We start from the raw sequence: 12,835 nt of genomic DNA, 5'->3' as shown, positions 1-12,835 counted from the left end.
CCAGCGAAACAGCCTGTCCTGTGGCCCGACGGGAATCAGCGCGTGCCAGCTTCCCGCAGGGCTCAGCGCAAAATGCCCCCTGCTGTCGGTGTAGGCCGTCGCGATGGGGTGCTCAAATGCCGTTAATACACCACCGCCACTCCGGCCAGCGGTTGTCTCCGATCGGTTAATGTGCCCTGGATCTGCGGAGCAGGATAATCAGGGTACACGCAGCTGCTTAGCCACAGGGGAAGCGCGAAGATAAGACGGCGGGCCATTCCGGTGAGCGTTTCTGGCATGCCTATGTCCCCCTGAAGCGGCCGGGCTCGATTTCTCACTGGCACTACACGCAGGGGGGGCGGTATCGACAAGCAAGCTGGCGATCATTCGGGTTGGCCTCGCGCGCGGACGGATGTCGCGATGACAGGATCTTATTTGGTGCCGGCGTTAATGTTAGCCTCACGTGCGGACGGATACCGCCGGGTAGCAACGAGCACGGCCAGCGCGTGAAACAGGCTCCCGTTCCAGCCCGGGTCACGCTCGTCGGCCTGGCCTTCCGTTTTCGGGTTGTCGACTGACTCGACCCGCTCGCAGAGGCGAAGGCCCGGGTGCCGGCAAGGGTCACGCAGCGGGCCCGCCTGCGATAAGCGAAGCGGCAACGCGAAGATCCTGAGGCGACGAACACCGCCGCAGCGCACCGAAGCCGTGCGGGACCGGTGAAAACAAGCCATACGATAGTGGGAAGGGATCCGGCGGATACCGCTGGGATCGCCGGGCCGGTGGCGTCCTCCGCAAGCGTCAGGCCGCCGGCCGTTGAGCAGTCGCGGGGCGTCCGGGGTTGTCCGTCCCCTTCCCCGGACCGCACGGTGCGTTTTTCTTTGATACCGGGCGGGCCGGATCGCGAAGGCTTCAGACCGCATCTCTTCGAACGGGCAGCGTTCGCTCCGCCGGTAAACGATTCCACTCCTGTACCAGCGCATCCTGGTTTATCTCGCTGAGGGTTCTCGCGCCGGTCAGCGTCATCGCCACCCTCATCTCCTTCTCAATCAGGTTTAGCAGGTGGGCAACGCCTGCCTGGCCCGCCGTCGCCAGCGCATACAGATACGCCCGCCCCAGCAGCACGCTGTCGGCGCCCAGCGCAATCATGCGCACCACGTCCAGTCCGCTGCGGATACCGCTGTCGGCCAGAATGGCGATATCGCCTTTCACCGCATCGGCGATGGCCGGCAGGGCGCGGGCGGAAGAGAGCACCCCGTCGAGCTGGCGTCCACCGTGGTTAGAGACCACAATGCCGTCTGCGCCAAAGCGGACCGCGTCGCGGGCATCTTCCGGATCGAGGATCCCTTTGATCACCATCGGACCGTCCCAGAAGTCGCGGATCCACTCCAGGTCTTTCCATGAGATGGACGGATCGAAGTTGTTCGCCAGCCAGCCGATGTAATCCTCGAGCCCGGTCGGTTTACCGAGGTAGGCGGAGATATTGCCCAGATCGTGCGGGCGCCCGTTCAGGCCGACATCCCACGCCCACTGCGGGTGCGTCACCGCCTGCCAGTAGCGGCGGAGCGCGGCATTTGGGCCGCTCATGCCGGAGTGGGCGTCGCGGTAGCGCGCGCCGGGTGTTGGCATATCGACGGTAAACACCAGCGTCGAGCAGCCCGCGGCTTTGGCGCGCTCCAGCGCGTTGCGCATAAAACCGCGATCGCGCAGGACGTAGAGCTGGAACCACATCGGCCGCGTGATGGTCGGCGCGACCTCTTCAATCGGGCAGACGGAGACGGTAGAGAGGGTAAACGGAATACCTTTGGCATCCGCCGCCGCGGCGGCCTGCACTTCGCCACGGCGGGCGTACATGCCGCACAGGCCGACGGGCGCAAGCGCTACCGGCATGGAGAGCGTCTCATTGAACAGCGTTGTTTCCAGGCTCAGGTCAGACATATTCTTCAGCACGCGCTGGCGCAGAGCCACATCCGACAGGTCCTCCACGTTGCGGCGCAGGGTGTATTCGGCATACGCCCCGCCGTCGATATAGTGAAACAGGAACGGGGGCAAAATGCGCTGCGCCGCGGCGCGATAGTCACTGGCTGCGGAAATAATCATGCGTTGTTCTCCCTGGAAAGATCACTGTCGCCAGGCAGGCGGGTAATACGCGCCTGTCGGGCCTGGTCTTCATCAAAGCGTTTAATGGTGGTGTGTACGAAGCCGAGATGCGCCATCATCGCCTTGCGTGCGGCCCCGGCATCACCGGCCAGAATGGCGTTGAGCACCGCCTCGTGCTGTGCGGTCAGCTGGGCAAACACCGGCGGAACCCGATACATACGCTGGCGGCTCTGCTTCACGGAGGATTGCAGCAGGTCGAAGAATCCGCGCATGGTTTGCAGCAGCACCACGTTGTGCGACGCCTCGGCAATCGCCAAGTGAAAACGCACGTCCGCCTGGGAGGCGATATCCGGATCGCGGCTTTGCGTCGCCTCAAAGCAGGCTTTGAGCTTCTCTTTGTCGGCGTCGGTTGCCCGCATGGCCGCATGCCAGGCGGTACTGGTTTCGATGGCGTGACGCGCCTCGAGGATGTCAAAGCTGTAGTCCGGGTCGTTCTCCATTAGCGTTTTTAGCGGCTGAACGATGTTGTGCTCTGACCAGTCGTCATGCTGCCAGCGCACAAAGGTGCCGCCGCCGCGCCGGCTCACCAGCACCCCTTCGCTAACCAGCGTCGCCAGCGCTTCGCGCAGGGAATTACGCGATACGCCAAGCTGGGCGGCGAGCTGGCGTTCGGCGGGCAGCTTCATGCCCGCTTCCAGCGGCTGTTCTTCAATCAGCGCCCGCACGCGAGAGGCAATCTCGTCGGACAGGCGTCTGGGCATCACTATCATGGGATCATCCAGGTTAAGACATAGGCCTGCAGGGTGGTGATCACCCCGACCATGCAGGTGAATATCAGGCTGTGTTTCACGGTAAAGCGGAACAGATCCGACTCTTTACCGACCAGTCCTACCGCCGCGCAGGCAATGGCGATGGATTGCGGGGAGATCATTTTCCCGGTCACGCCGCCCGTCGTGTTCGCGGCCACCAGCAGGACGTCCGACACGCCAATCTGCTGGGCCGCCGTGGCCTGCAGCGCGGCAAACAGGGCATTTGACGAGGTATCTGACCCGGTCAGGAACACCCCCAGCCAGCCGAGGAACGGCGAGAAGAAGGTAAACGCGTGCCCGGTATGGGCCAGCGCCAGTGCCAGCGTCGATGACAGGCCGGAGTAGTTGGAAATAAACGCAAACGCCAGCACCATGCCGATGGAGTAAATCGGCAGCATCAGCTCTTTAATCGTCGCCGCAAAGGTCTGCACCGCGGCCGCGGGCTTCATGCGCAGCCACACCGCGGAAAGGATAGCGGCAAACAGAATGGCGGTCCCGGTGGCGGAGAACCCGTCAAATTTATAGACCGCGGCATACGGCGTGGCGGCGTGCACCACCGGCGGCATGCGGGCGACCATCTTGTCGAGGAACGGCACGGGGATGTTAATCACCATGTCGTACAGCGCGCCGCCCGGTACGAACAGGGCTTTAAACGGCGGGATGCTCCACAGCGTCACCGTGGCGGTCAGGAACAGGAACGGCGACCAGGCGCGGATCACCTGCCCTGCGGTATAGCCCGTGCGCGCCAGAGTTTGATCAACCTGCGCGGCGCCCATGTCGGCGAAACGGAAGATACGTACCGGCTGCCAGCGTTTCAGGAACAGCGTCAGACAGACCAGCGAGACCAGCGACGAGATAATGTCCGGCAGCTCCGGGCCGAGGAAGTTCGAGCTGAGGTACTGGGCGATGGCAAACGAACCGCCCGCCACCATCACCGCCGGCCAGGTCTCCTTCACGCCGCGCCAGCCGTCCATCATCGCCATGATCCAGAACAGCACGATAATGGTCAGGAACGGCAGCTGGCGGCCCACCATCTGGCCGATCTCAAAGCTGTCCAGTCCGGTCACCTGTCCGGCGACCAGGATCGGGATCCCCATTGCGCCAAACGCCACCGGGGCAGTGTTCACAATCAGGCACAGGCCCGCGGCATAGAGCGGGTTAAAGCCGAGGCCAACCAGCAGCGCGGCGGTGATCGCCACCGGTGCACCAAAGCCTGCTGCCCCTTCCAGGAACGCCCCGAAGGAGAAGCCGACAATCAGCATCTGCAGGCGCTGGTCCGGCGTGATGGCGAGAATCGACGAGCGGATAATGTCGAACTGCCCGGTTTTCACCGAGATTTTATAGACAAAGACCGCGGCGATAATGATCCACGCAATTGGCCACAGGCCGTAGAAGAAGCCGTAGACGACGGCGGCCAGCGCGCGATCGACCGGCATTTTGTAGAAGAACAGCGCCACCATCAGGGCGATAGCAACGGTATAGGTCGCGGCGAGATAGCCCTTCAGCTTGAGCTGGATCAGCGCAAAGAAGAAGAACAGGATTGGAAGCGATGCGATCAGGCTCGACAGCCAGATATTTCCGGCCGGGTCGTAGTTTTGTTGCCACAGACTCATGCACGTCTCCTGGGGACCGAACAGCCTGTGCCGCGGTAGCGTCTTTGCGCATCTCGACATCACAGCCTGTGTAAAAGTGGTCCTGCCAATAGTGTTGTAAGATACAGCGCATTAAAGGGTTGACCAGATGTTATACAGGCGCAATGAGTTTGTAATCAGAAAGTATGGAACTGTGAACCCGGAAGGGTGAAACCGGAAAGTGGCTGGGCCAATTTTACGTTTACATCATTACCGCTCACGCCTGGCGTGAAGAGGTGGCGTAATGTCATTAATGACTCACACCCCGTCAGCATTACACGTTTCAACTAATGGCATGACCTCACTGCGTAATAACGCGCACGTTTGATCATTAAGAGGGATATTGAGTATGACTCCACACGTGCGCGTCATCATTCGGTCTCTTACTTCATCTTGAGCCTGAAAAGTCGCTGGAGCCGCTGGCAGTAAGCGCTCCAGTGAGCGGATGAGCTCATCGGATGCTCAGGGTCTGAATACAGCCAGATACCATCGTCCTGCTGCGTCATGGGCGGCGGAGCAAAAGCGTCTCGCGTCGCCGGCATTAGCTATCTGAGAAAGAAAAAATCCTGGCCAAGGGGCTGATAATCGCAATGGAATGCCTCCCAAGATCCTTTTGCCGTTTTTCGGATGCCGTATGGCATACGCTGGGGGCATGTTTTTGGCATTTTCATCTTTCTCCGGAGCCATTTCAGTCCATTACCGCTGGCTTGATCACACGCAGCCGCTGACGGTGGCGATGGCGATGGCGCCGTGAGGATCGTGGCGATACGCTAATGCGCCCAGCGCCGGGAGACGGGAATGGCTTATCACGCCATCACGCCTTTCGGCCGCGTACCCTCACGTCGGGCACCAGGGAGCGACACTGGCCTTCCCCGGTCGCGCAGGCCCCTTTCCGGCGCTTTATCCGCGCATCGAACCGGTTTAAGGCCGGGGAATTCCCCGGTCATTCGCCGTCAACGAGGCAATAAGCTCGCTCTGTTGTTTATACTACGGCTTTAACGATCGCCAGTAATTTGCGGATATCTTCCGGGCGCGTATTGCCCGTTTGCGGATCAATTATCGCACTGTATACGTGTGGCATGATGCGCGGAATACCTGTCTCCAGGCAGGTTTGCAGGATAATGCCCAGATTCTCTACATCTATTCCGCCGGTGGGTTCGATTAACGTCATTCCGTTACGCGCTGCCGCGGTCGCCAGCTGCTGCAGCTCAGGTAACGACTTTTCGCCACCCATCGGAAAAAACTTCACCGCCTGCGCCCCCATATCCTGCACCATTCTTACCGCAGCGTCGCAGGAGACGCGAGCCGGCGTGCCCCGGCTGCTGCTGACGCCGGTGGAGATCAGCACCTCGCCTGGCGTTCCCGTCGGGCTGACCAGCGCGTTGATACAGGTCTGCTGCCCCCCGGTTGCGGCCAGCGCGCCGGCCGCAAATCCGCTGCCGGTAAAGGTCTGATTAACGTGTGCCGGATGAAGCGCTGATGCCATCATCGCCGCGTGATAACACTGTGCAGGATCGCCCGCTCCCAGGCCGATGGATATGGCGGGAATCTCCGCCATCCAACGCGTGACTTCCTCAATACCGGCTTTCAAAGAGGTAAACTGCGCGGCGAGGACACCGATCACCGCATGACCCTCAGCGGCTTCATAGACTTCCCGGGCGTTAGCCATATCTTTCGCCAGCACGTTGATGGCCACGCGCTGACGATAAAAATTAATGTGCTGCATCTTCTGCAATCTCCTTTAATCGCGCAACGATCAGTGCCATCTCTCCCGCTGAAAGGGTTCGCGGATCGAGGCTGAACACCCCCTGATGCAGATGGTAGCGACGAACGTAAATAGCGATATCTCCGCCGCGCAGCCGGCTTTCTACGGCACAGGCATCCAGCCCCAGCGCCCGCGCGTCAACCCGAACGCGCACTCGCCAGATCGCGCGGCCGGCCTCGTCCTGCTCAATATCGGCATCAAATCCGCGAATGGCCGAAATGGCGTCGACCACCGGCTGCAGCGCGCCGGCGGCGACCACGGACTGCCCCTGATGGTAGTTGTCCAGCGCAAAGATCAGCCCGACCATATTCTCCTTGCCGATTTTCATCGCCCGGGCAATACCGTGATGCTGCGCTTTACAGGCCGTAATCCACCGCTTCCTGCCGGTAATAAATCCGGAGGTGGGGGCGTTGAAGGCTTTGGCCCCGCTGTAGACCACCATATCCGCGCCGCTCGCCACCCAGGAGCGTAAATCCTCTTCGGCGGCGGCATCCACAATCAGCGGCAGGCGACGAGCCTGTGCAACCTGCACAAAATCCGCCATGCTCAGCATGCCCTTTTGGACACAGTGGTGTGATTTCACATACAGCAATGCCGCCGTGTTGGCGGTAATGGCGCTCTCCAGCTGCCAGCACGCCGCCAGATTGCTCGAGCCAATTTCCACCACGCGCCCGCCGCCTAAGCGAATCGCGCTGGTGATGGGCGCACCGTAATCGACGTTGTGCCCACGCAGCATCACCACTTCGTTAGCCATGCCCGAACTGTCCGGCATCTGCGTCACTCTGGCCCGATCGCCGCGGGTAATCGCGGCGGCGACGGCAATGGCGATGCCCGCCGAGGCGCAGGAGGTAATGTAGCTGTCCTCCGCTCCGGTGAAGTGTGATACCCGCTCGCCGGTTCGCTCCACCAGTTTGTCCATTTCCACAAATGCCGAGGCCGCTCGCGCCGTCGCCTGCATCACCTGCGGCGCCACGCTGGAGACACCCAGAATGGTCATTTTGCCGCAGGCGTTGATCACCTGCTTTAACCCCAGCTGTTGGTAGATATTTTGCGTCATGATTTACAGCACCCCCAGCAGCGAACAGACCACGCTGAGCACGACAATCGCCAGCAGAATGGTCGTGTAGCGCGGCCCTTTTTTTACCAGATAGAAATAGATGGCGAACACCGCCGTCAGCGGTAACAGGCCGGGGGCAATGGTGTCGAGAATATGCTGGACCACCACTTCAGACCCCGGCAGTGCGCTAAGCGTTAGCGGGGTCGCAATCTTGACGTAGCTGGCCGACAGCGCGCCCATCATGATCAAGCCCAGAACGTTTGCACCATAGATAAGCTCTTTGATCCGCCCACCTTGCAGCAGGCCAATGATCGAATCGCGTCCCAGCGTGTAACCTTTGTGAACCATGCCGTAGCTGATGCCCAGCGTAATCGCCGGATAGAGGATAAGGGGCACAATGCCGCCCATCGCGCTGCCGTTAGCGGCAAACGGGATAAAAATGCCGATCAGCAGCGGCATCACAGCGGCCCAAATAATGGCGTCGCCCATGCCGGCCAGAGGCCCCATTAATCCGGTTTTGAGCCCGGTGATTGCCGCGTCACTGATGGGTTCGCCGCGCGTTTTCTGCTCCTCCATTGCGATGGATATCCCCTGAATGACCGCACCAAATGTCTGTTCGGAGTTAAAGAAGTTCAGATGACGTTTTAACGCTTCTGCCTGCTCCTCTTGCTGCGGATAGAGTTTTTTTAACACGGGCGTCATTGCGGCGCAGAATATCAAACTCTGTAAACGCTCATAGGAGCTGGACACTTCTGCACCGAGCCAGTAGATAAACCAGGCCCTGGTGATGTCCGCTTTCGTCAGCGTACGGCTCTTGCCGGCGCGCGTTATCAGTTCGTGTTGCATTGCGTCGCTGCACATCATGCTGCTCCTTCATTTTTCGCCAGGCCTTTTATCAGGAAGGCCACACAGGTACCAAAAATAGCCATCGCCATGATGTCCACCTTCAGGTACAGCACGGCAAAGAATCCACCGATAAACCAAGGCAGCAGGCTCCTTTTACCGATAACCATAATGGTGATGGCAAACCCCAGCGCCGGCAGAATGCCGCCCATGATGTCAAAGGAGTGGGTCAGCCAGGGCGGCATCAGCTTGAGGAAACGCTCCACCACGTCCCGACCAAAGTAGTTGGCGGCAAATACCACCGGAAAGCGCAGCACCAGCCCGAGTAGCGCCGGGTAGAGGAACGCGCAGCGCATGATGCCGCGGATGTTGGCCGTCTCCGCGTGTTTGTCCGCCATATGTACCCAGGCGGCATTTAGCGTGCGTCTCAGCTGGTCAAGGAATACGCCAATTACGCCAAACGGAATCGCCAGCGCAATCGCCAGGTTGGTCTCCATCCCGGTCTGAACGGCAATCGGAATCGAGATACAGGCGGCTAACGCCGGATCGGAGGGTACGTTACCGCCCGGCGTTGAGGTCACGCCGAGATAAACCAGTTGCATACCTGCGCCAATGATCATCGCGGTTTCCATCTTGCCGGATAACAGACCGGTAAATACGGCGATCACCACCGGTTGTAACAGCATGGCTGAAAAGGTGTAGCCCAGGCGTAATCGGGCAAACCAGTAATACAGCCCCATCAGGCTGGAAAAGATCAGGGCATCCATCATTATCTTCCTTTTATTCTGAGGATTAGAATTTTTTCAGGATATCGTCCAGCGACTGCGTCCTGTCTTCCGGGATGGTCTGGAAGACGGCCTTGATCCCCCGACTTTTGAGGTCGTGAAGGATGCCAACGTCTTTTTCATCCAGCGTGATGTTCTGAAAAACGACTTTTCGATTCGGTCCACCGCCTAAGCCGCCAACCTGAATAGCGGAAATAGCAAATCCGAGCTGAACGGCTTGCTGAACTGCGACCAGCGAGGGGAACAACACCAATACGTTTCCGTCGCCAAGCTGATTTTCTTTCCATAACGCCGCAAAACTGTGATTGCTGTAGCAGTCCACTTTGATGCCCGGCGGCGCAGCCATCAGATAGATATTTTTCATGAACGGATCGGCGTCCAGCTCATCGCTGACAACCGCAATGCGGTTGGCCTGCGACTGTCCAACCCACTTAGTCACCACCTGTCCATGTATGAGGCGGCTGTCGATGCGACACAATACGATGTTAGCCATACGATTTTCCCTTATTGTGCTTGTGGTAACTGACGAACGTGGGCGACAACATCCAGACAACTGCTGCGCGCCGCTTCAACCAGTTCGGTAACGCAGGCAGACAATGGGCCCTGCTCACGCTTATCCAGCGCCTCCAACAGCAGCGAAGCATTCAGCCCGGAGATCACCGCCACCGGATAATCGGCGCTGAGCCGTGCGGCGACGTTAGAGGGGGTGCCACCAATGAAGTCGGTAAGGATCAGTGAGCCTGCGGGTAGGGTTTTTACGACGGCTTCCACGCGCTGATAAAACTCACCCCATGTATCGACGGGCATCAGGGCGATTTCCGTTACGTCTTTGATTTCACCAGCCACCATACACAGGCTGTTACAGAGCTGCTGCCCCCAGCCGCCGTGGGTCAGCAGCAGGATTCCGGACAAAGATTCATGGGTACTCAATTTGGCCTCCTCACTCTCTTTCGCTTATCTATCTGAAGAGAGCAAGGGCTGTGCCAACATGTGTGTCACGTGAAGCCCCGGGAAACGGGGTAGAAAAAACAACTTTTAAAAACAGAATCTTATCTATACAGAAGTGCGTAAATATAAAAATATTCCGCGTCGGACAGGCGGATGGCATAAGCCGCTTCGATCGGCTGGAAGGCGGATTTAATGACACTAAACGCCCGAATATCCACGGCGGGCTGATTTTCCAGCGACATCTGTAATGGTTTGCGGTTAATCACGATACGCTCGACCATGCAACAACAGTGGATCAGAAAGCGCAGTGTCACCTGCCGGCCGGGCTTCAGCGAAAGCGAGGTGGTCAGATGGTTGAAAACGCTCTCCATCTCTTTAAGAATCCGCGGAGGATTGAGCACCGAAATGTGGTTGATGATACTTTCCATGGTGAGGGCGCTGATAAAACGCATCGCGCTGCGCTCCATCTCCAGGCGGCACTCGCGGCTTGAGAGGTCTGGCGTGAGCAGGCTGAGTACCAGCTCTGGCCCCTGCTCGGAGAACAGCTCTTCGAGTGAGATAAACGGGATATCCGGCAGCCCCGGCTGGAAGGTGCCCACGATGCCCACCAGACGTTCGCTGGCCAGCAGCGACTGCTGAACACGCTCCAGGCTGCGCACGTCGTTGTAATCGAGGATAACCAGTCGGGTATCCTGCGCCATCAGCGCGCCGAAACTCTCCTCCAGCACTTTCTTGATCTTTTCTGCGGTTCCCATTCCGGTAATACAGGAGATCACCAGCGCTTTTCCGCCGTTTTCCTGCTGCGGGGTACAGAGCTGGCAGGGGATATGTTTACTCTGCATTAACGCCAACAGCTGAGGGAATTCGTGGGTTTCATACGTTAAATCCAGCCCCAGCTCCAGCAGGCTGGCCAGCGTAATGTCAGGCATTAGCAGAACCTCAATCTGGAATAGCTTGCTTACCGTACTGCCAAAATGTACCAGCGAGCCCATATCCACCATCAGGATCAGCCGCCGGTAGCGCCGGGCCTGGATAAGCTGAATCAGGGTGTCCAGCGTGTCATGTACCGACTGCTCATAGGGCATATCGATGGCGCTAAACAGTTCACGCTCCAGAACCCGATTAACGTACTGCGCCTGGCTTGTCGCCGTGGTCGCGCCGTGCGCGATCAAAATGCCCCCGCAATCCGGACTGGCGTCGATGCGCTGGCGAGAGAGGCGGCACTCTTTGAGGAATAAACAGAGCCAGACGATTTCCGTAGTTGGACAGTGAATATGCAGCAGCTCATTGATTTTTCGACACACTCGTACGGCATTGTCATACTCATCTTTGCAGCGATCCAGGATCAGGCTGGAGGAGTAAAGCTGTGGGATCAGCCCGCGTTGCACGTAGCCAATCAGCGCCAGAAGGTGTTTACGTAGCGGATTGATCAGGTTTTCTGGCAGCGCAAAGCCCAGTACCTGTTCGACACAGCCAATCAACAGCGTCATACGCTCCTCAATCTGATCGCCATAGCGCGGGGGATGGGCCACGCTGTCGCGGTGATAAAGACCGTATTCAAAGAGGGAGCTGAGTTTGTTTTTGAGCATCGCCAGCGTTTCAGCGGGGGGGACATTGCTGTTGCGCAGATTGACATATTCGCGGGTCAGAAAGCGGTAAAACAGATCGCTGTCGGCGCTATCGGCCTCTGTCGCCAGAGAGCGCTTCAACGCGGGAAGCGTGCGCGCATCGACGCTTAGCTGCTGTTTGCCGTTAAACAAGGTATCCACCAGCAGGCGCTGTTCCGGCGTCGCATTGAACGGTACGTCGGCCAGACGCTTATCCAGCTGCAGCGTCTCGCCATGCCCGGTCATTCCCGCCGCCCAGGCCTGGGCGCAAAAAAACTGGATGTCACTTTTGAGCTGGCCGATGTTGCCCGCCAGTGGCTTATTCAGCAACCAGAGCAGCAGCGTTTTGTCGATACTCACCGTACGCGCAATTTTGCCGCTCTCGCGCTGAAGAAAATCGACGATAAGTTCCACCTGCTCTTCCACCGAACGCTGACGAATCCCCGGGAGATCGATACACACCTGGATGCGCCTCTGGAACGTTCGCAACAGCGCCGAGCTGATCGGTTCGGTGGTGGCGCAAATCAACCGAATCGTAATAGAACGCGCCGGGGAGCTTGAGCCAAGCGGGCGATACTGGCCCTTATCGAGAATGGAGAAAAGTTTTTCCTGTCCCTCATACGGCAGGCGGTGTACCTCATCAAGCAGCAAGTACCCGCCGTCCGCCTGCTCCACCAGACCGGTTTTATGCTCACTCGCGCCGGTAAACGCGCCTTGCCGGTGACCGAATAAATGCGAAGAGAGCAGCTCCGGATTATGCGCATACTCCGCGCAGTTAAAGTAGACCAGCGGAGGGGGAAGCCCGGCGGCATGTTCGCAGGCAAAGCGGTGCATCTGTTCGGCGAAAAACGTTTTTCCCACGCCGGAAGGCCCGGTAATCAAGACGTGCAACCCGCGCGGGTACAGTACGGCGGCGCGGCCCTTTTCCACCGCGTCACGCAGGCTGCGGTCGTGACCCGTTAAGCCGCTAAAGGCATCATCCGTCGCGTGAGCGTCATGATGCGGCAGGAGATCGGTAATCGTGCGCACGTCACATTCACTGTCCTTCAGCCTGCGCCCCAGCAGCGTTTCGATGGCCTCACGATGCAGGAAGAACACCGGGCGCCCCCCGCTCTTAATCACCAGGCCATCATGCCATAACTGATTGAGATCCTTACTGACCGAGTTGCGCGCCAGCCCGAGATTAAAACCGATGGCTTCCGCCGTCAATGCCGCTTCCTGTTGCCGCTCGGTCAGACTCAACCCGCAAGTTAAGCGCGCCAGTTCTCCCAAAACTCTCTCAATCCGCCTCATCCCTTTACCGTTTAACCGATA

At 58.9% G+C, this 12,835-nt stretch carries 10 protein-coding genes; all 10 read right to left on the bottom strand.

The genetic code is table 11. The features are described 5' to 3' along the window. Nucleotides 1–888: 888 nt before the first annotated feature. The 10 genes from lldD to dagR all read right to left on the bottom strand — a co-directional run bounded on the left by lldD (nt 889) and on the right by dagR (nt 12,814). A complete protein-coding gene (lldD, locus tag BS626_RS00150; RefSeq protein WP_075180390.1) occupies nt 889–2,076 on the bottom strand; it encodes an FMN-dependent L-lactate dehydrogenase LldD in 1,188 nt (395 codons plus the stop codon). Beyond that, a complete protein-coding gene (gene lldR / locus BS626_RS00145) occupies nt 2,073–2,846 on the bottom strand; it encodes a transcriptional regulator LldR (RefSeq protein ID WP_075180389.1) in 774 nt (257 codons plus the stop codon). Before lldR ends, lldD begins: the two co-directional genes overlap by 4 nt. Continuing rightward, nucleotides 2,843–4,498, bottom strand: coding sequence for an L-lactate permease (gene lldP / locus BS626_RS00140; RefSeq protein WP_075180388.1), 1,656 nt, complete (start codon nt 4,496–4,498; stop codon nt 2,843–2,845). Before lldP ends, lldR begins: the two co-directional genes overlap by 4 nt. 1,000 nt (nt 4,499–5,498) lie before the next feature. Further along, a complete protein-coding gene (locus BS626_RS00130; RefSeq protein ID WP_075180387.1) occupies nt 5,499–6,242 on the bottom strand; it encodes a 2-dehydro-3-deoxy-phosphogluconate aldolase in 744 nt (247 codons plus the stop codon). After that, the gene (dgaE, locus tag BS626_RS00125) at nt 6,229–7,338 is read right to left on the bottom strand and encodes a D-glucosaminate-6-phosphate ammonia lyase (protein WP_075180386.1); all 1,110 of its coding nucleotides are present in this window, start codon (nt 7,336–7,338) and stop codon (nt 6,229–6,231) included. The genes BS626_RS00130 and dgaE overlap by 14 nt, the downstream gene beginning before the upstream one ends. A 3-nt stretch (nt 7,339–7,341) precedes the next feature. After that, entirely contained in the window at nt 7,342–8,202 is an 861-nt protein-coding gene (locus tag BS626_RS00120) for a PTS system mannose/fructose/sorbose family transporter subunit IID (protein ID WP_139308728.1), read from the bottom strand. Then, nucleotides 8,199–8,948, bottom strand: a complete 750-nt coding sequence (locus BS626_RS00115; RefSeq protein ID WP_075180384.1) for a PTS sugar transporter subunit IIC — start codon at nt 8,946–8,948, stop codon at nt 8,199–8,201. The genes BS626_RS00120 and BS626_RS00115 overlap by 4 nt, the downstream gene beginning before the upstream one ends. Before the next feature lie 25 nt (nt 8,949–8,973). Further along, entirely contained in the window at nt 8,974–9,459 is a 486-nt protein-coding gene (locus BS626_RS00110; protein WP_075180383.1) for a PTS system mannose/fructose/N-acetylgalactosamine-transporter subunit IIB, read from the bottom strand. Nucleotides 9,460–9,470: 11 nt separating this feature from the next. Next, nucleotides 9,471–9,896, bottom strand: a complete 426-nt coding sequence (locus BS626_RS00105) for a PTS sugar transporter subunit IIA (RefSeq protein WP_075180382.1) — start codon at nt 9,894–9,896, stop codon at nt 9,471–9,473. Between the two features lie 119 nt (nt 9,897–10,015). After that, entirely contained in the window at nt 10,016–12,814 is a 2,799-nt protein-coding gene (dagR, locus tag BS626_RS00100) for a transcriptional regulator DagR (protein WP_075180381.1), read from the bottom strand. Nucleotides 12,815–12,835 lie beyond the last annotated feature (21 nt).

Origin of the sequence: Pantoea sp. 1.19, from assembly GCF_001922585.1 — a bacterium.
Lineage (GTDB): Bacteria > Pseudomonadota > Gammaproteobacteria > Enterobacterales > Enterobacteriaceae > 1-19.
Note: the sequence above shows the minus strand (reverse complement) of the source record. Positions and strands in the feature narration are given on the sequence as shown.